The sequence below is a fragment of the bacterium genome (assembly GCA_019637795.1).
Lineage (GTDB): Bacteria > Desulfobacterota > Binatia > HRBIN30 > CADEER01 > JAHBUY01.
In genome coordinates, this window is record JAHBUY010000001.1 from 1,141,153 (window position 1) to 1,166,739 (window position 25,587).

General features: G+C 71.7%; 23 protein-coding genes. 10 read left to right on the forward strand and 13 right to left on the reverse strand.

Going from position 1 to position 25,587, the window contains the following annotated elements:
- Positions 1-7: 7 nt before the first annotated feature.
- The 5 genes from KF840_04840 to KF840_04860 form a co-directional block, all read right to left on the reverse strand.
- A complete protein-coding gene (locus KF840_04840) occupies positions 8-226 on the reverse strand; it encodes a hypothetical protein (GenBank protein MBX3024220.1) in 219 nt (72 codons plus the stop codon).
- Positions 227-672: 446 nt separating this feature from the next.
- Positions 673-1,797, reverse strand: a complete 1,125-nt coding sequence (locus tag KF840_04845; GenBank protein ID MBX3024221.1) for a metallophosphoesterase — start codon at positions 1,795-1,797, stop codon at positions 673-675.
- A gap of 2 nt (positions 1,798-1,799) precedes the next feature.
- Complete coding sequence (locus KF840_04850) at positions 1,800-3,002, reverse strand: cytochrome-c peroxidase (GenBank protein MBX3024222.1); 1,203 nt, start codon at positions 3,000-3,002, stop codon at positions 1,800-1,802.
- A 237-nt stretch (positions 3,003-3,239) separates the two neighbouring features.
- Positions 3,240-3,674 (reverse strand): transcriptional repressor, encoded by a 435-nt coding sequence (locus KF840_04855; GenBank protein MBX3024223.1) that lies wholly within the window; start codon positions 3,672-3,674, stop codon positions 3,240-3,242.
- Positions 3,675-3,747: 73 nt separating this feature from the next.
- On the reverse strand, positions 3,748-4,662 hold the full coding sequence (locus tag KF840_04860) for an Fpg/Nei family DNA glycosylase (protein ID MBX3024224.1): 915 nt from the start codon (positions 4,660-4,662) through the stop codon (positions 3,748-3,750).
- A gap of 105 nt (positions 4,663-4,767) precedes the next feature.
- On the opposite strand from KF840_04860, the gene grxD reads away from it, so the two are divergent.
- From grxD to KF840_04880, 4 genes are all read left to right on the forward strand, one after another.
- Complete coding sequence (grxD, locus tag KF840_04865) at positions 4,768-5,691, forward strand: Grx4 family monothiol glutaredoxin (GenBank protein MBX3024225.1); 924 nt, start codon at positions 4,768-4,770, stop codon at positions 5,689-5,691.
- Positions 5,692-5,729: 38 nt separating this feature from the next.
- Complete coding sequence (locus KF840_04870; GenBank protein MBX3024226.1) at positions 5,730-5,990, forward strand: BolA family transcriptional regulator; 261 nt, start codon at positions 5,730-5,732, stop codon at positions 5,988-5,990.
- Positions 5,991-6,297: 307 nt separating this feature from the next.
- Positions 6,298-6,996 (forward strand): hypothetical protein, encoded by a 699-nt coding sequence (locus tag KF840_04875; protein ID MBX3024227.1) that lies wholly within the window; start codon positions 6,298-6,300, stop codon positions 6,994-6,996.
- A gap of 121 nt (positions 6,997-7,117) precedes the next feature.
- Complete coding sequence (locus KF840_04880; protein MBX3024228.1) at positions 7,118-7,339, forward strand: hypothetical protein; 222 nt, start codon at positions 7,118-7,120, stop codon at positions 7,337-7,339.
- Between the two features lie 282 nt (positions 7,340-7,621).
- Here KF840_04880 and KF840_04885 read toward each other — a convergent pair whose 3' ends face one another.
- The 8 genes from KF840_04885 to KF840_04920 form a co-directional block, all read right to left on the reverse strand.
- Positions 7,622-8,218 carry a hypothetical protein gene (locus KF840_04885; GenBank protein ID MBX3024229.1) on the reverse strand — a complete coding sequence of 199 codons (597 nt, stop codon included), beginning with the start codon at positions 8,216-8,218 and terminating at the stop codon, positions 7,622-7,624.
- A gap of 483 nt (positions 8,219-8,701) precedes the next feature.
- Positions 8,702-9,133, reverse strand: a complete 432-nt coding sequence (locus tag KF840_04890; protein MBX3024230.1) for a type II toxin-antitoxin system VapC family toxin — start codon at positions 9,131-9,133, stop codon at positions 8,702-8,704.
- The gene (locus KF840_04895; GenBank protein ID MBX3024231.1) at positions 9,130-9,372 is read right to left on the reverse strand and encodes a DUF2191 domain-containing protein; all 243 of its coding nucleotides are present in this window, start codon (positions 9,370-9,372) and stop codon (positions 9,130-9,132) included. Before KF840_04895 ends, KF840_04890 begins: the two co-directional genes overlap by 4 nt.
- 498 nt (positions 9,373-9,870) lie before the next feature.
- Entirely contained in the window at positions 9,871-12,441 is a 2,571-nt protein-coding gene (locus KF840_04900) for a hypothetical protein (protein MBX3024232.1), read from the reverse strand.
- 276 nt (positions 12,442-12,717) lie between these two features.
- Entirely contained in the window at positions 12,718-13,407 is a 690-nt protein-coding gene (locus KF840_04905) for a class I SAM-dependent methyltransferase (GenBank protein ID MBX3024233.1), read from the reverse strand.
- Between the two features lie 267 nt (positions 13,408-13,674).
- Positions 13,675-13,869, reverse strand: coding sequence for a hypothetical protein (locus KF840_04910; GenBank protein MBX3024234.1), 195 nt, complete (start codon positions 13,867-13,869; stop codon positions 13,675-13,677).
- Entirely contained in the window at positions 13,866-14,888 is a 1,023-nt protein-coding gene (locus tag KF840_04915) for a DUF4331 family protein (GenBank protein MBX3024235.1), read from the reverse strand. Before KF840_04915 ends, KF840_04910 begins: the two co-directional genes overlap by 4 nt.
- A 333-nt stretch (positions 14,889-15,221) precedes the next feature.
- Complete coding sequence (locus KF840_04920) at positions 15,222-15,998, reverse strand: enoyl-CoA hydratase (protein MBX3024236.1); 777 nt, start codon at positions 15,996-15,998, stop codon at positions 15,222-15,224.
- 397 nt (positions 15,999-16,395) lie between these two features.
- On the opposite strand from KF840_04920, the gene KF840_04925 reads away from it, so the two are divergent.
- The 6 genes from KF840_04925 (at position 16,396) to KF840_04950 (ending at position 25,552) form a co-directional block, all read left to right on the forward strand.
- Positions 16,396-17,367, forward strand: a complete 972-nt coding sequence (locus KF840_04925) for a hypothetical protein (GenBank protein MBX3024237.1) — start codon at positions 16,396-16,398, stop codon at positions 17,365-17,367.
- A gap of 16 nt (positions 17,368-17,383) precedes the next feature.
- The gene (locus KF840_04930) at positions 17,384-18,853 is read left to right on the forward strand and encodes a DUF1800 domain-containing protein (protein ID MBX3024238.1); all 1,470 of its coding nucleotides are present in this window, start codon (positions 17,384-17,386) and stop codon (positions 18,851-18,853) included.
- A 22-nt stretch (positions 18,854-18,875) separates the two neighbouring features.
- Positions 18,876-20,399, forward strand: a complete 1,524-nt coding sequence (locus KF840_04935) for a DUF1501 domain-containing protein (protein MBX3024239.1) — start codon at positions 18,876-18,878, stop codon at positions 20,397-20,399.
- A 106-nt stretch (positions 20,400-20,505) separates the two neighbouring features.
- Positions 20,506-22,104, forward strand: coding sequence for a hypothetical protein (locus KF840_04940; GenBank protein MBX3024240.1), 1,599 nt, complete (start codon positions 20,506-20,508; stop codon positions 22,102-22,104).
- Between the two features lie 221 nt (positions 22,105-22,325).
- Entirely contained in the window at positions 22,326-25,094 is a 2,769-nt protein-coding gene (locus KF840_04945; protein ID MBX3024241.1) for a hypothetical protein, read from the forward strand.
- A 146-nt stretch (positions 25,095-25,240) separates the two neighbouring features.
- Positions 25,241-25,552: a GIY-YIG nuclease family protein gene (locus KF840_04950; GenBank protein ID MBX3024242.1), complete on the forward strand. Its 312-nt coding sequence runs from the start codon at positions 25,241-25,243 to the stop codon at positions 25,550-25,552.
- The last annotated feature ends 35 nt before the right edge of the window (positions 25,553-25,587 follow it).

Below are 25,587 nucleotides of genomic sequence, written 5' to 3' on the forward strand. Positions count from 1 at the left end.
TGCGGCCTCACCGCTTGCCGTAGTCGAGCGGCGTGCCCTTGCGCTGGGCGATGATGAAGGCCTCCAGGGCGCGCATCTCGGGCGAGTCGGGGGCCAGAACCTGCCCGCGCACGGGATGCTCGATGCACCAGTTGATCATGTCGCGGAGGAGCGCGACGCGGCCGAGCTGCGGCTGGAACTTCGGGTAGGTCTCGGGATGCGTGTTGGCGGCGTGCGGATGGCACATGTCGCAGGACACCGCGATCTGACTCTTCAGGCGGTCGCCGCTGTGGAAGATCAGCGAGCCCTCGGCCGCCAGCTTGTAGGTCTCGTTCTTCCAGACCAGCACGTCCTCGGCGGTGATCCGGCCGTAGGTGGCTCCCTGCCCCTGACCGATGAGCCCGCTGTTGTCGGCCGGCTCGACGACGGCGTGGGCCGCCTGCTCCTCCGCCACCCAGTTGCTGTCCGGGTTGGCCTCGCGCCACTGCGCCATCAGCGCGTCGGCGACCGCCTGACCCGTGGCGCGGGTCTTCGGCGCGTCGGCGGCGACGGTGGTGGTGGTGTGGTTGTCGCACAGCTTCACTTCGATCGGCTCGCCGCCCCGCGCCTGCGGCTGGAGCGCGACGACGGCGATGGCCAGCGCGGCAGCGCCGGCGACCACTGCGGGAATAGCGCGCATCTGCTCCTCCGTCCTCAGTAGCTGACCAGATTCGGCTTGGCGGGAACGGCGCTCGCGCCGTTCGACGTCAGGTAGGCGCTCGTCACCTGCACCGGATCGCGGTTCCACAGGTTGTAGAGCTTGTCGACCATGCCGTCCGGGTGCACGGAGATCGAGCCGGTCCCCAGCCCATCGTTGGGATCGAACGGATCCGGCCGGTTCATCTGCACGGTGAGCGGCGGCAGCCCCTGCGGCGCGTACGGCCACGGCCACGCCGTCGACAGCAGGCCGTGGAAGTAGATGTTGTCGATGCGGTTGGTGAGGAGCTGATGGGTGTGGCCGTGGATCACGGTGACGTGATCCATGGTCTTCAGGATCGCCTGCACCTCGTCGGCGTCGTCGGTCCAGAAGTTCCAGGGCTCGTAGTACTTGTAGAGCGGCGAGTGCGAGAAGACGATCACCGGCGTGCGCGGGTTGAGCGCGGCGAGGTCGTTCTTCAGCCACTCGCGCTGCTCGTCGCCGACCATGAAGCGGCCCTGGATGGCGTTGTCGAGGCCGGCGACGATGTGCATGCGCTGTTCCGGCGTCAGCTTGCGCTCGGTCCAGAAGTCCTTCTCGTGGATGCTGTTCAGCACCACGAAGTGCACACCCTTGTGGTCGAACGAGTAGGTGGGCTGGCCGAAGAGCTGCTGCCAGTGCTCGCCCATGTCGAGGAACCAGTCGTGCTCGCCGACCATCATGTGCACCGGCGCCTTGACGTTCTTGAGAATCTGGGCGCCGAGGTCGAGCTCGCCCCTGGCGCCGAGCTGGGCGAGGTCGCCGCCGAAGAGGACGAAGTCGGGCTGCGGATCGAGCCGGTTGACGTCGTCGACGGCGCGCAGCAGTTGGCGGACGAAGCGGTCGTTCACCTTCTGCTCGTAGAGGTGCGAGTCGGAAACGTAGGCGATGCGGAACGGCTCGCCCTCGGCCGCCAGGGCGACGTCGATCGGCATGAACGAGTGGAAATGGTGGCGGACGCCGGCCGCGGCGGCCGCGGCGGCGGCGGCGGCGGACACCCTGAGAAACGACCGGCGGTCGAGGTTGCGCAGACCGCGGAAGAACGCGTCGCGTTCCTCGTGGTGCCTGGTCTCGATGCTCTTCACTCCGCGCGGACGTCGCATGATCAGTTCTCCTTCCCCGCGTCGCCCATGACCCGGTCGGCGAAGGGCAGCACCTTGCGCTGCGCCAGCGCGTTGTCGCGGAACGGACGGGTCGTGCGCGCGCGCTTCTGCTGGGCGGCGAACGCCGCCTGGCCCTCGGCCTGGAAGCGGCGGTCGGTGAGCGTGAACATGAAGGCGACGAGCTGGTCGATCTCGGTCTCCGAGAGCGCCAGCGGCTCGATGCCGCCGTCGAGATAGGTGTTGGCCTCGCCGCCCTTGTTGTAGTGGTCCATCACGTCCCACAGGGTCTGCATCGAGCCGTCGTGCATGTAGGGCGCGGTGAGGGCGACGTTGCGCAACTGCGGCGTCTTGAAGGCGCCGATGTCGGAGCGCTGCTTGCTGACCAGGAAGCGGCCGAGCTCGGAGAGATCGGTGGTGAGCGCGAGCTGGTCGACGGCATCGGCGCCGCCGTTCTGCTCCAGCGTGACCAGCGCCTGGGCGGCCAGCTTCTCGAAGTCGCGGTGGCGGGCGGCGACGCCGATGTTGTGGAAGCGGTTGTCGCTGCCGATCGGATTCGACGGATTGAGGGCGTGGCAGGTGACGCAGCGCGCCTTGCCGTTGAAGAGCGCGAATCCCGCCTGCGCCGCCGGCGAGATGGCGGTGGCGTTGCCGGCGACGTAGGCGTCGAACGGCGCGTCGAGGAAGACCAGCGTCCGCTCGAAGGCGGCGATGGCGTTGCCGATGTCCTCGTAGTTGGGATCCCGGCCGTACGCCGCCTGGAACATCTTCTGGTAGTCCGCGTCGCCGGCGATGGCGTTGGCGGCGGCGACGCCGTCGGGCTGACCCATCTCGATCGGGTTGACGATCGGCAGCTTGGCCTGCGCTTCGAGCGTCGGCGCCCGGCCGTCGAGGAACATCGTCTGCATCAGCAGCGCGTTCATCGTCGTCGGCGCGTTGCGCCGGCCGAGCTGGTCGCGGATGCCCTCGGACACCGGGCGCTGGTCGGTGAAGCCGCGGCTGACGTCGTGGCAGGTGGCGCACGACACCGTGCCGTCGGCCGACAGGCGGGCGTCGAAGTAGAGCTTGCGCCCGAGGGCGACGCGCTCCGGCGTGACCGTGTTGTCGGCCGGCACGATCGACTGCCAGACCGTCGGGTCGATGCGCGCCGGCGGATGCGCGCCGTCGCTCAGCCCGAGCGCGTCGAGCCGCTTCTCCTGCGCTGCCATCGGCATCGCGCCGTGCAGGTCGGCCGGCGCCGCGTGGGCCGCGCTCGCGGCCAGACCGATCGCCATCATTATCGCGGTGTGGCGCATCGCCACCTCCTTTCCAACACTCAGTGTTGTCTGCAGATAGTCCGCGCGCGTGCCGGCTGTCAACGGGATGCGCGCCACGGCGGCGCGGAGCGGGGCAGCCGGCCCACCTCGACGAGGGACCGCGGGGGCCGCGCCGGCCCGCCGGGAGTCTCAGATCTCGTCGCGGCAGCGCAGGCAGATGCCGCGCAGGGTGACGGTGATCGCCTCGACCCGGAAGCCTTCCGGCACGGCGGCGAGGCCGCGAATCGGACCGTCGGCGGCGGCCGCCAGGTCGAAGAGGTGGCCGCAGATGCGGCAGCGCGCGTGATAGTGCGGCGTCGTGCGCGCTTCGTAGCGGTACGGCTCGCCGCCGTCGGTGACGCAGGCCGCCAGCCCCTCGCGCACGAACGAGGCGAGGATCTCGTACACCGTCTTCTTGCTCAGTCGGCGCTGCTCGCGGCGCACCAGGCGGTAGAGGTCGATCGCCGTCGGATGTCCGGGCACCGCCCGCAGGATGCGCAGCAGGGCGATGCGCTGGCGCGTCGCCCGCAGGCCGTGTTGGGACAGCTCCTGCGCGAGATCGCGCGCCGCGTCGGCGTCGGACATGACCGTCGTAATCCAACCCAATGCGACGACAGGGTCAACACGGGCCGGCGGCGGTCCGGTGCGCTGCCGCGGGTCAGCGGCGGCGGTCGTCGATGAACGCCTCCAGCTCCTCGAGGGTCTTCGGCCAGTCCGCCTTGAGCAGCCGCGACAGCGAGCGGTCGGCGAGCAGGCGGCCCCCGGTCTGGCAGGTCGGGCAGTAGTTGGTCTCGTTGTCGGCGTAGGCGATGCGCTGCACCGGCGTGCCGCAGTCGGGACACGGCTGGCCGTAGCGACCGTGCACCGCGAAGCCGGGGCGGAAGGCCGTCACCTCCCCGGCGCCGGGAACGCGGCCGGCGAACTCCCGCCGCAGGGTCGCGATCCACCGCTCCAGCACCGCCTGGGTGGCGGCGTGCAGGCGCGCCACCTCGGCGTCGGTCAGCCGGCCGCTGAGCTGCGCCGGCGACAGCCGCGCCGCGTGCAGGATCTCGTCGGAGTAGGCGTTGCCGATGCCGCTGAACAGGCGCGGATCGGTGAGGGCGCGCTTGAGGGTGTGGTTCTCGCGCCGCAGCGCGGCGGCGAAGTCGACCGGGCTGGCGCGCAGCACCTCGAGGCCGCCGGGATCGTGCGCCGCCAGCGCCGCGACGCCCCGCACCAAGTGGATGGCGGCCCGCTTCTTCTTGCTCGCCTCGGTGAGCAGCAGCGTGCCGGCGGGGAAATCGAAGGCCGCCAGACCGAGCCGCGGCGGCGGCTTCGCCCCGGGCGTCTCCCAGCGGAAGCGGCCGGCGATCATCAGATGGACGACGATGAACAGGTCGCCCTCGAGCGCGAAGACGATGCGCTTGCCGAGCCGTCGCAGCCCGCTCACGCGGCGGCCGACGAGCGCGCCGACGGGGGGATCGACCGAGCGCAGCACGAAGGGGCTCGCCAGCCGGATCGCCTCCAGCGGCTGGCCCACCACGCGGGGGGCGATGGTCTCGATGTAGACCGCGACGTCGGGCAGCTCGGGCACGGAGCACCACGCTCGGCCACCAGGGGCCGACGGAGATCCGTTACCGCCCCCCGTTGCCTTTTCCCAGGGGATCGGTTCCTCTTCCCGACTACGCGGAGGTGACCCATGCTCGATCAACAGACGCGCGCGCGCATCGAAACGGCGATCCGGGAGAACGATCTCGTCGTCTTCATGAAGGGCAGCCGGGCGATGCCGCAGTGCGGCTTCTCGGGTCGGGTGGTGCAGATCCTCGACAGCCTGGTCGACGACTACGCCACCATCGACGTCCTGTCGGACCCGGACATCCGCGAGGGCATCAAGGAATTCTCCTCCTGGCCGACCATCCCGCAGATCTACCTCAAGGGCGAGTTCCTGGGCGGCTGCGACATCGTCAACGAGCTGTTCGCCACCGGCGAGCTGCACGAGAAGCTGGGGCGGCCGGCGCCGGAGCGGGTCGTGCCGACGATCACCATCACCGACGCGGCGGCGGCGCGCATCCGCGAATATCTCGACCGCTCGCCGGGCAAGGACCTGAAGCTGTCGATCGACGCCCGCTTCAATTCGTCGATGGGCCTGGCGCCGCGCGAGGCGCACGACGTGGTCGCCGAAGCGAACGGCCTGACGGTGTGCATGGACGTCTCCACCGCCGAGCGCGCCAACGGCATCACCATCGATCTCGTCGAGTCGGCCACCGGAGCGGCGTTCCGCATCGACAATCCCAACGCCCCCGGCGAGGTGCACCAGATCAGCCCCGCCGAGGTGAAGCGCCTGCGCGACAGCGGCGCGAGCTTCCACTTCCTCGACGTGCGGACGCCGGAGGAGCGCGCGATCGCGACCATCGACGGCACCCGCCTGCTCGATCAGGCGACGGCGGCGGAGATCGAGCGCCTGCCGAAGGACACCATGCTGGTGTTGCACTGCCACCACGGCGGCCGCAGCCAGGCCGCCGCCGAGCACTTCCGCAGCCGCGGCTTCACCAACGTCCACAACATGGTCGGCGGCATCGACGCCTGGTCGCAGGACGTCGATCCGGCCGTGCCGCGCTACTGAATCGCGCGCCAGTGCGCCGGGACCGACCGGGGGGAGCGATGCCGTTGCCGATCCTGAATTCGACCGATGACCTGTGCGCCGCGCTGCGCGACGCCGTCCTGGCGGCGATCCCCGACGCGCAGGTGACCGCGACCGCCAACAGCCCCGGCCACTTCGAGCTCGAGGTGGTCTCGCCGGTGTTCGCCGGCAAGTCGATGGTGCAGCAGCAGCAGCTCGTCTACGGCGCCATCACGTCGCTGATGGCCGGCGACGCCGCGCCGGTGCACGCGATCGACCGCCTGCGCACCCGCGTGCCGTAGCGCCGATCGCCGACGAGTCGTCGACCAGTGCGCCGTCGCGGCCGCTTGCGGCGCCGCGCCAGGGCGCGCGGCGGCGACACGTGACGCCGGGACCGTGCCAGCGGCGGTGGCGGCTCCCGCGGCAGCCCGGGGTGGGCGAGGATGCAGGCGATGGCGTGCGGGTTCGGCAAGGGCAGCGCCGGGCTCTTCCCGTCTCGGTAGAGTGCCGATCACCACGACGAACAGCGGGCACGGCGCGCGAGGGCCGGAAAGACCGCTTGCCTCGACCGGGCAAAGCCCATAATTCGCGGCCGGAGGAGGGAGGCGCATGGCGGTCGACCGACAAGCGGTCCGGACGGTCCTGATGGTTCTCGCGATGGGCGGCGCGGCGCTCTCCGCCGTCGTGTCGCAACCCGGCGTCGCTCTCGGCGTGACGCCGTGCGGCGACATCACCGACGTCAGCGCCTGCGCCGAAGGCGACTGCCCGAGCGGGGAGGCGTGCGCCTTGGTCAACGGCGGCTGCGGCTGTCTGCCTCTCGGGTGCTGCGACCTTTCTTCGCCGCACGCCGGCGCCGCGGGCGCTGAGCCTGGCTCCGCCCAGGCCGCCGGACCGTTGTGCGATGAGACCACTGCGGTCGATTGCGACGCGCCTTTCTATCCCGGCGTGGCCTGCACCATGTACGGCTGCCCCAGCGGCACGCCGATCTCGACACCGACGGCGACCCAGACCGCGACGGCGACCCAGACCGCGACGGCGACCGCCTCGCCGATCGGCACGCGCCGCGGCGATGGCGCGATGTGCGACGATCCGAACGACTGCATCTCCGGCAACTGTGTCGACGACGTCTGCTGCGACACCGCCTGCGATCAACCCGCGCAGGCCTGCAACCTGCCCGGCAACGAGGGCGTCTGCTCGTCGCTCGCCGCACCAGCACCGGCCGCCTCGCCGACCGGACTGCTGATCGCCGGCCTGCTGCTCGTCGCCGTCGCCACGATCGGTTTCGCGCGGCGCCGCTCGGCCGGCTGAGTTCGACGCCTCGCCTGTCGCTGATCGCCTGCCGCCCGCACCACTCGTGCGCCGGTGCGCGATCGGCGACAGGCGATTTCCGAGACGCAATACTCGCCGTTCGTGGGCCGCTTCACAGAGCGTGGCGCGCAGCGAGCATGTTCGACCGGCGCTGCGCCTCGACCTCGACAACGCCGACGCGCGCAACGCCCTCGGCGTGGCCCTGGTGGAGATGGGCGAGCGCGACGCGGGCATCCGGCAACTGGGCGAGGCGGTGCGCGTCGATCCGAACCATCGCACGGCCCGCGGCAACCTCGACGAGGTGCTGGCATGCCCTGCCGGCGCCCACCCGCAAGGGAGGTGAGGCGTCGTCGCGAGCAGCTTGCGCCATGACGCAGTGCGCGATAGACGGGCGCCCATCTGCGCGGTGCTGGCCCAGGCGGAGCCAGCGTGGCTGCGCCGGAAGCGGGGTGGAGCAGATGGGAAGTGGGAGAGCTGGGCGAGAGGTCGATCGGAGCCATTGCCGCGCCGACGCGCGCCGCGCGGTCCGCAGCGTCGTCGCGGTCGCCGCCCTGCTCGCGGTGGCAGTGCTCTCGTCGGTCCCGACCGCGCGCGCGGTGTGCTGTATCTGTCGAAGCGCCGTGAATCAGGATAGTTGTGGACCCGTCCAGATCGGGAGCTGCGATCTCTGTGCCACCGCCTGCGGCGCCTTCAGCGGCACCATGGTCAAGTGCTGCCCCGACCTGGCGAACTGCGGTGATGGGGGGGCGGACAACTGTCCAACCATGACCAATGCCTGCAACGAACTGTCCACCGCACCGGGCTTCTGCAATGGCACCTGCCTCGGGCCCACCGACACCCCGACCGTCACGCCGAGCTCGACGCCCACCACGACTCCGACGAGCACGCCGACGCACACGCCGAGTGACACACCCAGCGTGACGCCGACCTGTACGTCCAGCGCAACGCCATCCGCGACGCCGAGCGCAACGCCCACGAGCACCCCGACGAGCACCCCTATCCCCAACGGCGGTTCCTGCACCGACGCGGGGCTGTGCGCGTCGGGGTTCTGCGTCGACCTGGTGTGCTGCGACACCGCGTGCGACGCGCCGCTGCAGGCATGCAATATCCCGGGACAGGAGGGGATCTGCACGGCCCTTGCCGCCCCTGCCCCGACGACCTCGAATACCGGATTGGTGGCCGCGGCGCTGGTGCTCGCCGCAATCGGCGCGCTGGCGTTCACTCGGCGAGGCCGCCCGGAAACGTAGGAGCGAGGCAAACGGGGAGTGCGCGTGAGGGTTCACTCGGAGCACCCAGTTCAAGGCCAAGACGCCGTGACTGGGAGTAATCTTCTACCCGCCGATGTCCTCTGCTACCGCCGCAGCGTGGCCGATCATCGAGCTGGCCGGGCGCGCGTGCCCCTCGGGTGAACGACCGGCTAGCAGCTTTGGCCTCGATGTTTGCAATCGCCAGCTCATACGGACTCGCACCCTCGGCGCGCGCCGCGACTTGCCGGCACTCGTGCACCGTCGTCGAGATAGAGTTGAGCAGGTCGCCGGTCATCGGCGGTCCTCGCGAGGAACGCCGACGCAGGAATATCGGGAATATTCCAAGGAGGCGTGACGCTGCGAGGGACGTCGAGGGCCGGCAAGATGCTTGAGCCTATCTCGACGACGGTGCACCAGGACTGCGGCAATTCGCCCGTTGCGCCCCAACGTCCCCGTGCTCAGGATCCGAGGGGGTGACGCCAGCGCAGGCCGGGAAAGCGGCTGAAATCCCGGTCCGTGGTGATCCATTCGCTTCCCGACTCGATGGCCAGCGCCGCCAGATACGCGTCCGGTACGAGGTTGCCCTTCACCTCCGCCTCGCGGCAGAGACGCTGAAAGATCTCCCAGTGTCGCGCCCCCGGGGCGACGGCAACGCACTGTTCGCGTTGGCGCACCGTGTCGACGAACAACAGTGCCCGGTCGAGCGGAGTCGGGGGGTCGAAGACGCGCGGGTGCGTCAGCACGCGCACGACCCCGCTCAGGACCAGTTCCGACACCGCGAAGGCGTCATCGCCTGCGAGCACGCGCTCGAGCCACTCCCGGTAGGCGCGATGGTTCGGGGCATCTTCTCTCTGGGCGTACACGAGCACGTTCACGTCCATCAGGATCAAGAGCGCTCCTCCATCCGCTCGAGCAGCGCCGCCGAGTCGTCGAGATCGACCCCGGGGAGAAGCCCGCGACCCTTGGTCGTCGGCAGACGGAGCGGCGGGCCCTTCCGCCGCTCCGTCTGCCGCGCGAGCTTCATCCGTAGCGCATCCTCGATCACCCGAGTGAGCGTCTGTCCGCTCTCCGCGGCGAGCTTCTTGGCGTCCGCGAGCAGACCCGCATCGAGACGGACCGTCGTTCGCATGGCATCATGACATATCGACGAGGCATCAATATGTCAAGGAAGCGCAAGTCGCATCGGACGCGTCGGCGCTGGCTGTGCGGGTTTCGGTCATCGCGATCAGCCGTTTCGGATCGTATTCACAAGGCGGAGGGGGGCCGGGCAATCAGCCGGTCGAGGGGCGTAGCGGCGTCGGTCAGCGTCCTCCAGTGAAGGGGTTCATCGATCCGTAGGCAATCGGAGCGCAGCGACGGTCGCTGGGTTGGTCACTCACTGGGCTGAGCAAGGAACTCATCGGGCTACCTGGGGTCTTCCAACCAGGTTGAGCGGCGCCAGCGCGAAGTGAGGTCTGCGCACGAGGCTTCGCCAACATGTTGCACGCGCGTTGCCACGGCGCGGCACGAGGACCGCGTGGAGGGCGCTGCTCCATCGCCGCCGCCGAATCGAGCGATGGTCCCCGATTCAACAGGCGCCGATGGAGCGGCGCCCCTCAGATGGGCGGCGCCTTGCGGGTGATGGCGATCAGCGGCGCCGCCGACCCCGCCTAATGGCCGCCTGCGGTCGGCGCGCGCCGGGCAGCGCGAGCGCGCCGATCGCGATGAGCGTCAGGACCACCAGCAACAGGCCGGTGGGGGTGAGCAGCGGTGCCGGCGCCGCCAGGCGTCGGCAGGTGCCGACGCTGCCGGGCAGGGTGCAGACCAGGCCCGGACCCGTGCACGCCGAATCGCAGCAGACGCCGCCGCTGCAGAAGCCGCTGGCACACATGGAAGGGTCCGTGCAGGGGCCGCCGAGTGGCTCGACGCAGACCTGGTTGGCGTCGCAGAAGGCGTTGCCGGAGCAATCGCCGTTGTCGTCGCAGCTCGTCGGGCACTCCGTGCTGCTGCCGTCGCAGAGGTACGGGGCGCAGCTCGGGCTCCCCGGGGAGCCGGCGGAGTCGGCCACGCAGTATCCGAGGCTGATGCCGATGTCGCACGTGCCGCATTCGCACGCCGTGTTGCAGCAGACGCCGTCGACGCAGTGGACCGAGTCGCACTGATTGCCCGCCGTGCAGTTCTCGCCGTCGGCCTTGCCGAGCTCGTAGGCGCCGATGTCGCAGATCGCGGTGCCGTTGTCGTCGCCGTCCAAGGGCCGCGACACCCCGCGTTGATCGGCGGGCTCGCAGCGCGGGGGCACGCCGTCGGTCGCTCCCGGGTTTGCCGTGTCGATGGCGGGACTTCCCGCCAACAGGGCGTGCGTCGCCGTGGTGCCGGGCGCGTTGAGCGCCAGCGCCGCCAGCTTGGGATCGGCCTGCACGAACGTGCCGCTGCTGAACGCGCAACTGCCCTTGGTCTCGATCAGGCTGCGCCCACCGCTCATGGCGACGCTGCCGCCGGCACGGGTCGCATTCTCGCAGTCCGTCTGCGCCGCGGGAGTGTCCGCCAGGATGCTGTTGTAGATCAGCGCGGTGGCGGTCTCGCTGCCGCCGCTGCCGGCGGCGGGGCTGTGGTCGCCCAGGTTGTACAGCCCACCCCCGCCGGCGCTCCCGGCCGTGCCGGCGACGGCAACGCCGGTCGCGCTGCCGGCGGCGCCGGCGGTCACGCCGTTGCTCGCCGCGGTGCTGTTGCGCAGCACGATGGTTCCGTTGAGGTTGAAGATGCCGCCGCCGAAGCCGCTGCCGCCGTGGCCGCTGGTGCCCACCGTGGCCGCGCCGCCGGCGCCGCCGGACGCGAGGTTGCCCGAGAGCGTGCAATTGATCAGCGTCGCGGTGCCGCGCTGATTGAACAGCGCGCCGCCCAGGCCGGCACCGCCGCCGCCGCCGCCCAGGCTGAAGGCATCGCCGCCGCCGGCGCCGCCACCGAAGCCGCCGGCGCTGCTGGCGTTGCCGGCGGCGGAGCCGCCACCGCCGCCACCGCCGAAGCCGCCGACGCCACACGCGCCGCCGGCGCCATTGGCGCCGCCGCCGCCGCCGAACCCGCCGGCGCCGCCGCAGACCCCACCGCTACCGCCGCCGAACCCGCCGCCGCCGCCACCCACGCCGCCGCCACCACCGGCGCCGCCGGGTCCACCACCGGGGCCGCCGCCGCCGCCGAACCCGCCGCCGCCACCACCATCACCACCGCCGCCAAAGGGACCGAACCCGCCAGCGCCGCCTCCGGCACCCGGCGCACCTCCGAATTCCACGCTGCCGTTGCTGCCGTTGGACACGAACCCGCCGCCGCCACCACCCCCGCCGCCGTCCATCGATCCGTTGCTGCCATTTCCGCCATTGCCGCCTCCGGTGCTGCTGCCACCCGTCGGCGCGCCGCCGCCCTCGCCGGCGAGAAAACCGCCGCCCGTCGTCAGGCCCCCTGCGCCTTTGAACCCGCCTCCACCGCCGCCGATACTGGCGCCATTCCCCCCCAGGCCACCGCCGCCGCCACCGCTGACGTCGAGGCTCACGCTCAATGGATCCGCGACCCCGCCGGTTCCTCCCTGTGCGACATTGTCGCGCAGCGTCACGCGCGTCAGCGTGAGCGTGCCCTGATTGAGGATCGCACCACCGAGACCGGCTCCGCCGCCGCCGCCGGCCGACTCCGTTCCGCCGCCGTCGCCGCCGCGCGCCAGACCGTTGCCGAGCGTGAGCTCGTTGAGAGTCAACGTCCCCGCCGGCGTCCTGGTCGGATCCGTCGGGGGGCCGATGACGGTGAACAGGCGGAATGGCGGCGTTCCCATCGCGCTCGAGCGGGCGATGGTCGAGCCGTGGCCGTTGATGGTGATGGCGGCGGTGACTTCCGGCAGTCCCGTGGGACCGTACCACCAGTTCTCCGGCTGCGTCAGCGTATAGGTGGCCGCGGCCGCCAGCTCGATGACGAACGGCCCACCGCTGCCGAAGCTCGCGTTGGTGCAATTGTCGATCGCGGCGTCCGTCGTGGCAGCCCGCATGGCCTCGCCGAGCGTGCAGTTGCCGTTGGTGACAAAGGGCACTTCCTGCGCGGTGCTGTCCACGGTGATCGTCGTCACCGCCGCGGGCGCGCGACCGGCAGCGAGGAACCGCGCCAGGCAGACGCCGAACACCGCCAGCCGGTAGAGCCCCCGACCCTCGTGACCGGTTCGCCGAACACCGTCGTCCCGCATATTCCCCTCCCTGATCGCGCGCCGTCCGCATGAACTGGCGATTTCACACAACCGCCGGTTTCAGACGTTGGCGACCTGTGCTGCGGAGGGCGCATAGCGCCCTCCCCGCGCCACTGGCAAGGAGAAGCGGCGGCGGTACGCAGCACCCAGCGCCAGTCGACCTCACCGGCATGGGCGGTGCCCACTCGGCGAAGGCGGCGGCGTCGGGCCGCGCGGCGAGCCGCGGAGCGCGTCACGCGGTGGAGGGCGGGGATGCGCCCATCGCCGGCCGCGCGCTCAACGCGCCAAGGTGGTCGCCGGCTTGACGAACTTGAGCACGAAGCGGTCGCTGGTGCCGCGACGCTCGGCGGCCGCGGTCGGCGAGTCGTTCCAGTCGCGCGGGTCGGCGGGGTTGCGCAGAAAGGCGGCGTCGGCGACGAACTGGAAGCCGGCGGCGGTGACCTCCTGCACGACCACGGGCTCGTCGATGCGGTGCATCGTCTGCACGTCGGCCGTGCCGGTGCCGGGCCGGGCGCTGTGGTCGATGATGCCGTACACGCCGCCCGGACGCAGGGCGTCGAAGATCGCGCGGTTCATCTTGGCGCGGTCGGCACCCTGCCAGACGGTGTCGTGGTAGAAGAGCACGATCAGCACGGCATCGAGGTTGCGCGCCTGCGGCGGCAGCGGATCGTCCCATTCGCTGTCGACGCGCACCACGTTCTTCATCGGCGGCGTCGCCAGGCGCGCGCTCAACGGCTGCTCGGCGAAGCGCTTGAGGACGAACGGCGAGTTCTGCGCGTAGACGACGCCGGTGGGGCCGACGGTGCGCGCCAGCAGCTCGCTGGTGTAGCCGCCGCCGGCGCCGATCTCGGCGACCCGCATGCCGGGGCCGATGCCGAAGAACGCCAGCGTCTCGGCCGGATGACGCCCGCCGTCGAGGGCGCGGTCGGCGGCGCTGCGATCGGGGGCATCGACCACCGCCTGGATGCCGGCGGGGACGACGACGGCACCGGCCGCGTGCGGCGCCGGCGGCGGCGGCGCCGGCTTGCTGGCGCAGGCGACCGCGAAGCCGGCGAGAGCGAGCACTGGGAGGAGCCGGAGCCGTGAGACGCGCACCCGCATCGCCTACCGGCGGTCGTGCGCTGCGTCAAATCCGACGGCGATCGACGCAGGCGTTGGGCGCCGCTCCGTCGGCACTCGTCGCGACAAGCGCCTGTGCAACCGGGCGCCGACGGAGTGGCGCCCTCCACGCCGTCAGGCGCTGGTGGCCCGAGCGGGCGCGGCGGCGGATTCCCCGTCGGCGCGGCCGAAGATGAACGTTGGGCGGATGCGCAGGACGAGGACCGGCCTCAGCGACAGGGCGGCGATGCAGGACACCGCCAGGCGAGCGGCAGCGCGGCCGCCGGTTGCGCGCGCGCCGACGTCGCTCCCGAAGAGCCCGAGCTTCATTCGCCGTGCGGCCGTGCCGGGGGATGCGGCGGCCCGAGATACGGGAACGTCCGGAGCACGTCGGTATGCGGCTTCAGACCGTCGGGTGGAATGTCGCCCTTCGAGAGGAAATGCAGACGGTGATCGATCACGTCGTCGGTCAACGAGCGGCCGTTCGGATACTTCGCCGGCTTCGACACATCGAACGGCAGCATGTCCGGCAGCAGCCGGTCGGCGTCGATCGCGGCGATCGCCTCCTCGCGCGTGTAGCCGCCGGTGTGCCCCATGAGATGGACGAACATGTCCGTCCACCGCCGGCGATCGTTCACCGGCTCGCTCGCGTTGTACTCCTCCTTCGTGTCGTCGGTGTTGAAGAAGCTGCTCACCGATGGATGCCCGGCGCGGTCGACGTGGCGCAGCGCCCCGTCGCGGCGGAGGCTGCACCGGCCCCAGACGCGAATCTCGCGCGCGCCGAGCTCGGCGGTCGGCAGCTCGATTGCGGTCGAGAACACGTTCGCCGCCGCATTCGAATCGATGCCCGTCCACGGCGACTTCCCACCGAGGTGCGGGGCGGTGAAGTTGCGCCCGCCGCTGGTGTCGAAGAGATTCTTGATCCCGTCGAAATCGAAGAAGAACGCGTCACTGCGCGCGCCGGCGAAAAACGTGTACGGGCCGGCGGTGATGACGTTGGCGGTCGGTCCGAACGAGACCTCGGCACCGGCGATGATCTTCTTCCCGACTGGCTCGGGCGACCGCGCGTCCGCGCCGGTGGCGTGGAAGACATCGACGGTCTGGCGCCCGCCCCGTGGCGGGCTGAATACGTAGCTGAACGCGATGTCCGTCAGACAGTCCCCGTCGGTATCGATGTTGACCCGATAGATCGCATCGGGATGCAGCGCGTCCGCGTTGGGATTCGCGTTGAGGATGATGGCGGTTCGCTTCGCGTCCGCCGGCGACTGGAAGACGTACAGGTCGCAAAGGTCGAGTCGCTGGTCGCCCATCGGCGGCCCGAGGCTGAGGCCGGTGAAGTGGTTCGACATCGTTCAGCTCCTTGGTTGGGCGATCCGCGAAACACGCGGATCACGCATGGTCGACCCACCCGGCCTTGTGCCACGATCGCTGCGCGGCCGGCAACGAAATTCCCGCGTGGCGGTCGCCCTGGGCGCTACTCGGACACCAACGGGTTGCGTGTCGTCAGCTCGGGAAACAGGGAGAAATCGCGGTCGGCCGTCAGCAGCTCGCGCACGCCGTGGGCCATGCAGATCGCGGCAATCCTGAATCGCCATGGGAAGGCCGGGCACGGGTGATTCACCGCCCGACATCCGTCATGGGTGACGGCGCGGCCGACGACGGAGCTCGCGGGGCAACGAGGGCTAGCGGTCGCTCCAGCTCGCTTTGCGCTTCTCGACGAAGGCGCACATCCCCTCCTGGGCGTCGGCGGCGAGCGCGTTCATGCTCATCACCTCCTTGGCGTAGGCGTATGCCTTGGGCTGGTCGAGATCGACCTGGGCGTAGAACGCCTGCTTGCCGATGGCGACGGTGAGGCGGCTGGCGGACGCGATGCGCGCGGCGAGCGCGCGCGTCTCCTCGGCCAGCCGGGCGTCGGCGACGACGCGATTCACCAGGCCCCAGTCGGCGGCGCGCTGGGCGTCGATGGCGGCGCCGGTGAGCAGCATTTCCATGGCGCGCTTGCGGCCGATGGCGCGGGTCAGCGCCACCATCGGCGTGGTGCAGAAGAGGCCGATGTTCACGCCGGGGGTGGCGAACGTCGCCGCCTCGCCGGCCAGCGCCAGATCGCAGGTCGCGACCAGTTGGCAGCCGGCCGCCGTCGCCAGGCCGTGCACCTGTGCGATCACCGGCTGCGGGATCGACTGCACCGCGGTCATCAACTCGACGCAGCGATCGAACACCCCCCGATAGGCGGCGAGGTCGCGCCCGACCAGCTCGCGCAGGTCGTGGCCGGCGCAGAAGGCGGGCCCGTTGGCGGCGAGGATCACGGCGCGCGTCGTGCCGTCGCCGCCGAGGGCGCGCAGGGCCGCGATCAGCTCGTCCATGTGCGCCTCGGAGAGGGCGTTGCGCTTCGCCGGGCGATTCATGGTGATGGTGGCGACGGCGCCGTCGCGCGCCAGCAGGATGTGCTCGTAGGTCATGCGCCGTTGTAGCGCGCCCCCGGCGCGCCGTACATGACGGACCCGTGCGGGCTGCCGCCGCGGACGCCATGCGGCGCGGCGCCGGCAGACGTCACCGCCGCGCGCGCGCCGTCGCCAGGCCGTCGCCGCGACGCCACCTGCAGGGGCGCCGCCCACGGCCGAGCGACCCGCCCCCGCGCGGATCGCCGCTTGCTCAGGCGAGGGCAGCGGTGATGACGGGGGAGGCGGCACGAGCGATGGGGGACCGCGGCGCGCCGCCCGGCGTGCGCGCCGGGCGGCGGACCGATCTTTTCATTGACGCTCCGCTCGCGCGCGGCATATCCTCCGCGCCGTCCGGGAGAGGGGCACGCGGGCAGCGTGGGCTGACGGAGCCAACCCGGAGTCGGGGGAGGAACGCATGAAAGGTCTGCTCGGCGGCTGTCTGGCGCTGGCTCTCGCCCTCGCCGCGCCGGCATCCGCGCTGGTCATCGGCGGTGGCGGCTCGCCGTCGACCGACTGCCTGCTGGCGTTGTCGGTCGACGCCAACTATCCGCTCGGCGGCCCCAAGCAGGTGCGCTGCGTCGACGGCGATGCGAGCTGCGACGACGACGGCGCCGTCAACGGCGTCTGCAGCCTGCGCATCGCCCTCTGCGCCAACAGCACCCTCGACCCGAGCTGCACCCTGAGCGGCCTCGGCAGCGTCATCGTCGCGCACGCCCAGGACAACGGCGATCCGCAATTCGATCCCGACTTCCAGAGCCTGCAGAACCGCGCCAACGCCGACTTCACCTTCCCGGTGACGAGTCCCGATACCTGCACGACGATCGGCATCATCCGCGTCCCGATCAAGGGACCGCTGGGCAGCAACAACTCGTGCGGGCGGCGGAAGAAGAAGCTGCAACTCCGCGCCCTCTCGACCGGGGGCCCGAACGGCATCCGCGAGGACAAGGACACCCTCAAGCTCTCCTGCGATCCGGCGCCGGCGAACGGCTGCGACCCGCAGGCCCTGTTCGGCGGCACCTTCGATCGCATCCAGCGCCAGGTGTTCAACCAGAGCTGCGCCGTCAGCGGCTGCCACGATTCGCAGGCGCAGTCCGGCAACCTGTTGCTCGAAAGCGGCGCCGCCTACGGCAATCTGGTCAACCAGACGCCGTCGAACCCCTCCGCCCTCACCGCCGGCTGGCGGCGCGTCGACGTCGTCCCCGGGGTCAGCGGCAACCTCGACGCCAGCTACCTCGTCCGCAAGCTCGCCGGCGACCTCCCCGATGCCACCTATGGCGCCCGCATGCCGTTCAATCGCGGCAAGCTGAACGGCTCGCTGCGCGACCTCATCGCGCGCTGGATCCAGGCCGGGGCGCCGCCGACCGGCTGGGTCCCCGGCACCTTCTGAACCAGGAGCCACCACCATGGCCGAGAGCTCCCCGCTCACCCTCGCACACGCCCGGCATCTGTTGCGGCGCACTGGCTTCGGCGCCACCGCGGCGGAGGCGCGCTCGCTGTCCGGGCGCTTCGCCACCCGCGGCGCCGCCGCCGATTCGCTGCTCGGCTTCAAGCCGTCGCGCTTCCGCCCCGGCGGCCGCTACATCGACGACGTCCACAACAAGTGGATCGCGTACATGGCCAAGACGCGGCTCCAGTTGCAGGAGAAGCTGGTGCTGTTCTGGCACGACCACTTCGCGTGCAGCTACGACAAGGTCGGCGACCTCGACCTGATGCGCAACCAGAACCGGCTGTTCCGCCTCAACTGCAAGGGCGACTTCGCGGCGCTGGTGAAGGCGGTCAACAAGGACGCGGCGATGATGGAGTTCCTCGACACGGTGCGCAATCGCCGCAACGAGCCGAACGAGAACTACGGCCGCGAGCTGCAGGAGCTGTTCACGCTCGGCGTCACCGACCTGCTCGGCAACCCCAACTACGAGCAGGAGGACGTGTTCCAGATCGCCCGCGCCTTCACCGGCTGGACGTACGACGACAAGGGCGTCGCCGAATTCCGCAACGGGCGTCACGACTACCAGAGCGCCTACCCGGAGCGCGGGCCGAAGCGCATCTTCAGGACGACCGGCGGCTTCGGCGCCAACGGCGCCGACTACACCACCGCCGGCGAGGGGCCGCAGGAGATCGACACCGTCATCGACGTCATCCTGCAGCACCGCTACGGGCCGGGGCTGCGCAACACGGTGGCCGACCACATCGCGTACAAGCTCATCACCTTCTTCGCCCATCCCTCGCCGTCGCTGTCGTACGTCACCGACGTCGTCGACGCCTCGGGGTTCGCCGGCAACTGGAGCATCGCCGGCCTGCTGAAGCAGATCTTCGTGCACGACGATTTCTACCTGTCCGCCGGCCCGGCGAGCGCCGGCACGCCGAAGTCGGTGAAGTGGCCGGTCGACTACGCCGTCAGCGCCCTCCGCCTGCTGCGCATGAAGCTGCACGGGCGCTACCAGGAGACGCAGGGCGGCAGCTACGCCAGCATCCGCGACCATCTCACCAACATGGGCCAGGTGCTGCTCGAGCCGCCGAGCGTCTTCGGCTGGGACTGGGAGCTGGCGTGGATGAGCAGCTCGGCGTTGTTGGCGCGCTACGGCTACGCGCGCGACCTGATCGCCTCGCGCGACGGCGGCGCCGGGTCGTTCCAGCCGGCGAAGGTGCTCGACGCCCGCGTCTTCGATCTCACCGATGCCGGCGCCATCGTCGATGCCGTCGCCGACGTGCTCGGCGTCGATCTGGCCGCCGCCGAGCGGGCGGCGCTGATCAACTACCTCACCAACAACGCCCCGGCGGCCGCCGTGGACCTGCGCGATCCGGACACCGCCGACCGCAAGCTGCGCGGGCTGTTCGGCCTGCTCCTGCAGTCGCCGGCGTTCCAGCTCCAGTGAGCGCGAGGCCGAAGGAGACCACATGGCCATCACCAGACGTCAGTTCCTCCGCCGCACCGGTCTCGCCACCGCCGGCGCGCTGTTCGGCCCCGGCCTCTTCCGCTCCCCCTGGCTGCAACAGGCGATGGCGTCGACGATCGGCGATCGCTACTTCATCGTCCTCTTCCTCGACGGCGGCAACGACGGTCTGAACACCGTCATCCCGGTGAGCGGCGGCTCGACGATCGGCAGCGGCGCCAAGGGCCTGCGCGCGCTGTACGAGGACGCCCGCGACAACCCCTCCACCGCCGGCGGCATCCGCATCCTCAATCCCCTGGTCCCGACGCCCGGCGCCAACGCGCCGGCGATGCTCGATCCCAACACCGGCTGCCAGCTCGGTTTCCACCCCGGCCTGGCGTCGCTGCGCGACATGTACGAGGACGGGATGGTCGCCGTGCTGCAGGGCTGCGGCTACCCCGAGTACAACCTCTCGCACGAGGTCTCGCGCCGCATCTGGCAGCGCGGCACGCCGCTCAGCGCGCTCGGCAGCGGCTGGATGGGACGCCACCTCGCCACCGCCGGCTATCTCGGCAGCGACATCCCGGCGGTCAACATCGGCAGCTCGGTGGCCGGCGAATACCAGCAGACCGCCACCTCGGTGCTGGTCTTCGACCGCCTGCAGGACTTCGGCTTCCCGTACGACGACGCCTACACGGGCGACAACGGCGCCAAGAACGCCGCCTTCACGGCCCTCTGCACCGCCGCGTTGGCCAACGACAACCCCGGCATGCAGTACATCGGCGGCACCGGCAACTCGACGCTGACCGCCACCAACGCCTATCCGGCGCTGCACGCGCAGTACCTCGCCGACCGCCGGCCGTGGAGCCGGCGATACAGCGGCGACAACCCGCCCGGGCTCAACACCAGCACCGCGCGCGGCTTCCGCGAGATCGCCAAGGTGATCTACGGCGTCGCCCGCGGCATGCTGCCGTCGAGCCTCAGCGCCCGCTTCTTCGAGCTCGCCAACGGCGGCTACGATACCCACTCCAGCCAGGGCGCCTCGGAAACCAACGGCGGCCACTACCGCCTGCACGCCGAGGTGGCGGATGCGGTCAAGCTCTTCTACCAGGACCTCGCCGACATGGCCTCCGGCGCCTCGATGGGCAGCGGTCTCGCCGATCTGCCCAACAAGGTCACCGTGCTGGTGTGGAGCGAGTTCAGCCGCCGCATCCGCCAGAACGACAGCGGCACCGATCACGGCTCGCAGGGCCCGATGTTCGTCATCGGCGGCGCCGACGCGATCAACGGCGGCGTGTACGGCAATCACCCCAACATCGATCCGAACGACGCCAGCAACGGCATCGACGACGACGGCAACAGCCGCTATTCGCAGTCCAACGCCAACCCGCAGCGCTCGACCGACTTCCGCGACGTCTACGGCACGATCATGAAGCACTGGCTCGGCGTCGCCAACCCGCAGCCGCTGCTGCCGCTCGACAGCGATCTCGGCTACAGCGGCCCCCATTACTGGACGGCGGCGAACTTCAACCTGGGCTTCCTGCCGTGAGCTGATGGCCGGACGCTGACGGCGATCCGGCGTCAGCGCTCGGCCGTTCAGGTCCGCGACGACGGCCACGGTCCTCGACCACTACTACTTCGGCGACCCCCGCCTGGTGCTCGTCCCGATCGAGCACCTCGGACCCGACGGCCTGAGCGGCGCGTTCGCCGCCGCCGTCGCGGCGCGTGGATGGAGCGCGGCGCGCATCGCGCTGTTCGACGCCGCCTTCGCGCGCTACTGGCAACGCAGCGCCAGCCTGGCGCGCCGCGTCCCGGGATGGCCGGCGCCGCGGCTGCGCCACGTCGCGGTGCTCGCCGATCCGCTCGCCGTCCATCCCTACGCCGCGCTGCTCAATACCAGCGCCTGGACGCTCTACGCCGACGACCTCGACCCGGCCACGTCCCATCCCGAGCTCGCCGCCTACCTGCTCGCGCACGGCGATCGCCTCATGACGCTCGGCGAGGTCACCATGGCGGCGCTGCACCACGCCCCCTGGTGGCTCGAACGCGACGACGCCGAGTGCGCCGCCTTCGCCGCCGCCGCGGCGCGCTCGTCGCGACCGGACGCCGCCGCCTACCGCGCCCTGGCGGCCGCCCTGCCGTGGCTGCGCCGCCTCGGCCACGCCGCGCTGCGCCCGCTCGTCGGCCCGCACCGCGTCATCCCGGGCAGCGGCGTCCAGGTGCCGTCCGCGATCGATGGCGAGCCGCCGGCGCTGGTGCGCGCCTGGAGCGCGGCGGCGCGCGGCGCCGTCGATGCCTACACCGCGCGCTGGCGCGCGCCCGATCCCGGGGCGGCGACGGCGCTGCTCGACTGGCTGGCCGACGATGCGCCGCCGCTCCTGCTGACCGCGCAGCGGCGCATCCTGTGGACGCCGGACGCGCCGGCGCGCCTCGATGCCCTGCGCGACGCCTGCGCCGGCCGCAGCGGCGTCGCGCTGCGCGACATCGCCGCCGACCTGGCAATCGTCGCCGCGCGCACCCGCCGCATCCTCGCCACCCTGGCGGCGCCGGAGGCGCTGCCCGCGGCCAGCGACGCGGAACAGCGCGGCTACGTCTACATGCACCGCGAGCGCGGCGTGCTCGCCTACGACCTCGACGAGCCCGGCATCGACCGCCGCCACGGCCCCGCCCTGCCCTTCGCCCGCGCCATGCTCGGCGCCCGCGCCGTCCACGAGTGGGCGCACCGCGCCGTCGACGCCGGCTACGTGCCGTGGGCGCTGCCAGCACCCGAGCGCGAGGCGCGGCTGGCGGCGATCGCCGCGCAGCTCGATGCCGCCGTCGCCGCCGCCCCGCCGGGGCTGCGCGCCGCCACCGCCGACGACCTCGCCGCGCTGACCGCCGAGGACGGGACGCCCGGCCGGGCGCTGGCGCGGCGGCTGGTCGAACGGATGCCCGACTTCCAGTGCAACCTCCTCGCCCAGCGCTTCTGCGACGAGCGCGAGCGCGAGACGTACGTCCGCCACAACATCCGCAGCCTGCGCGGCGAGATTCCCCCGCCGCGCCGCTGGCGTCTGCTCGTCCGCTACCTCTACGAGCTGCAGTACCTGCGCTTCAGCGCCGTCAGCGATCCGCGCCGCTTCCTGCTGGCGAGCACCTGGGCGGACGCCGACCTGATCGACTGCGGCCTGGTGACGCGCGCCGTCTTCGACGCCCTCGCCGACGCGGTCGCCGCGCTCTGCGACGGCTACGCCGTGGACGAGCGCAGAGTGCGCTAGCAGTCGGTCGAACAGCAGGTCGGCTACGGCGGGCGGGTCTCGGGCGCCAGCTCTTCGTTGCCGAATCCTCGACACAACCGACCGGTTTGCCTCCGCTTCGGCGCCTCGATCTGGCGCACGATCCCTCGCCCTCGCGACGCCGCCTGTTCTTCAGCGGACTGCTCGCGCGGCGCCGCATCGCGGGTTGTGATAGCCAGCCGGGCTGGGTTACTACGGAGCCCATGGGGGACTTCGCGGGGAAGCTCGTTCTGACCGCGCTCGCGGTGGCCGTATCCTTCACCACCGCCGGCGCGCAGCCGCTCGATCGCGACGCCCGCAAGTGCGTCGCCGCGGTCGACAAGGGCATGTCGCTGCAGGCGAAGGCGCAGACCAAGGTGGCGCTCGACTGCCTCAAGCGCGGCGCCAGCGGCGCGCTGCCGGCGATCGACGCCTGCCTCGGCGCCGATGCCAAGGGACAGTTGGCCAAGCAGCGACTCAAGGCGATCGGCAACGAGGGGCGCTTCTGCGCCACCGGCGACCTGCCCGCCTTCGCCGTCCCCGGCCTGGTCGGCCCCTACGCGCCGCCGCCCGACCCGGCGGCCTTCGATCCCGACCTGCACGAGATCTACGCCGAGACCACGCTCGCGGCGGCGCCACGGGCGGTCGACCTGGCGCTGCGCGATGCCTTCGGCGACTCGCTCGACGTCGGCATCCTGCGCGCCAGCGCCAACCCGGCCGGCGCCAAGTGCCAGGCGCGCCTCGCCAAGGCGATCACCGGCTGCGCCGGCGCCCAGCGCAAGGCCTTCCTGAGCTGCAAGAAGAAGGCGCTGGCCGGCGGCGCCGCCAGCGGCGGCGTGCTGGAGAGCGCCTGCCTGATGACCGCCGGCAATCCCGCCACCGGCATCCCCGATCCCTCCGGCGCCGTCGGGCTGAAGTGCGCCAGCGCCTTCGCCGCGTCGCTGAGCCAGCACTGCGCCGGGCAGGTGGCGGCGGCGCTGCCGGGCGGCTGCGGCGGCAGCGCCGACCCGGCCGCCTGCCTCGCCGCGCGCGTCGCCTGCCGCGTCTGCCAGGAAGCCAACAGCGGCGGCGATCTCAACCGCGACTGCGACCTCTTCGACGACGGCCAGGACAACGCGAGCTGCGCCGCCACCGTGCCGGTGTGCGGCAACGACGTGCTCGACGCGCCCTCGGAGCAGTGCGACGACGGCAACCGCGTCGACGGCGACTGCTGCAGCGCCACCTGCCAGCTCGAGGCCACGCCCTGCCCGGCGCCGCGCGTGGTCATCGACAGCCCGGCGCACGGCAGCTTCACGCAGGCGGCCCTGGTCCAGGTCACCGGCCACGTCGAGCACGTCAACGTCAACGACGCCCTGCTCACCCTCAACGGCGCGCCGCTCGTGCTGGCGCGCGACAAGACGTTCAGCACCGGCCTCGCGCCCGATGCCGCGCGCGTCTTCACCCCCGCCTTCGCCCGTCTCACCCGCCAGCGCGACGGCGCCGTGGCGCGCGACCGCATCGCCGTCATCGCCGGCGCGGCCCGCGCGGCGGCCGCCGGCGCGGCGAGCGGCATCGCGCTGCGCCTCAACGACAGCGCCTTCGATGCCCTCGAGCCGCTGCTCTCGTCGCTGGTGCCCCCGCTCGACCTCTCCGCGGTGCTGACCCCCGGCACGCCATTGATCAGCGACCTCTGCTATCTGCCGCTCGGCAACAGTTGCCTCGGCACCATCGACGTCGCCATCGGCTCCACGCCGGCGCCGGGGATCGACGGCGTCGGCTTCGACATCGACTCGCAGACCGGCAAGCTGGTGGTCGCCATCGACATCCAGAACCTGCGCCTGCCGCTGACCATCACCAGCGTCACCGGCGCGCCGCTGAGCTGTGACGTCCAGGTGCAGGCGCCTTCGATCCTGCTCACCGGCAACTACGCCCTGTCGCCGCTCGCCGCCGATCCGACCCAGATCGATGTCGCGCAGATCGGCAACGTCGGCGTCACCACCCCGGGGCTGACCTCGACCACGACGTGCAGCGGCGGTCTGGGCGGCCTGGCGCCGGTGATCAACGCCCTCGCCGGACAGCTCGTGGCACAGCTCGCCAACACGCTGCTCGCGCCGCTCAACCAGGTCGACGGCAACGGCAACACGCCGACCGCCGCCCTGCTCGAGAGCGCCCTCGGCGCCATCCAGCTCGGCCCGCTGCTCTCCACCGGCCTCGGGCTCGACGTGCAGGCGCCCTGGGTGGCGATCGACGAGGACGCGCTCGGCGTCTCGTTCGCCGCCGACCTGATCGCCAGCGCGCCGCTGCCGGCGCCGGGGGCGCCGGTGCTGCCGCAGTTCCTCGCCGTGGCGGAGAGCTTCCCCGCCTTCGGCGCCACCACGCCGGCCGGCGCGATGCCGTTCGACGCCGGCCTCGGTCTGTCCACCACCGCCGTCAATGCCATTCTGCGCGCCCGCACCGAGCAGGGGCTGCTGCAGCTCGCGACCACCGCCCTCGATCTCGGCGGCGGCGCCAGCCCGCTCACCGCCGGCCTGCTCGCGCCGGCGCTGCCCGGCTTCGCCGCGCTGCCGCCGGCGACGCCGCTGACGCTGCGCGTCCTGCCGACCCTGGCCCCGGTGCTGACCGGCGCCGGCGCCCCGATCGGCGTCCTCGCCGAGCTGCGCCTCGGACACGTCCTGCTCGAGGTGGTCGAGAACCCCGGGCCCGGCGAGACCGTGCACCTGCGCGCCGCCGTCGACGCCCGCTTCGACGTCGAGCTCGCCGCCGGCCCCGCCGGCCTCACCTTCTCGCTCACCGCGCCGACCGCCAGCGACGTCACCGTCGCCGTGCTCCTCGACCCGCTCGCCAGCGGCGATGCCAGTGTCACGGCGTTGATGCCGACCGTGCTGACCAACCTCCTGCCCGATCTCGCCGGCGCCCTCGGCACCATTCCGCTGCCCGGCGTGATCGGCTCGAACCTGGAGGTCTCGCGCTCGCCCTACTACACGGTGTTCGCGGAGCTCGGCTCGCTGCTGTGAGGGACCGGAAACCTTCTCCCCGGCGCCGTCTCACACGATCGTCGCATCGCCTTGCCGCGCCGTGGTGCGGTGGGTAGTCAGCGCACGGGGAGCCGATGACCGACCGCCGGACGCTGATACGCCAGTACAAGGAGACGCCGCGCCCGATGGGCGTCTACTGCGTGCGCAACACGGTGAACGGCAAGGCGCTGGTCGGCGTCGCCCGCGACGTGCCGGGCAAGCTCAACAGCCATCGCGCGCAACTGCGGATGCGGGCCCATCGCAACCCGGCGCTGCAGCGGGACTGGGATGCCTTCGGCGCCGACGCCTTCGTCTTCGAGGCGCTTGACCTGCTGACGCCGACGGCGACGCCCGGATACGACCCGACCGACGATCTGCGGCTCCTCGAGGAGCTGTGGCTCGAGAAGCTGCGCCCCTGGGACGAGCGCGGCTACAACCCGCCGCCACGTCCGCGCTGACGCCACGTTGCCGGCGCCGGCGCGCCATGTAGGAT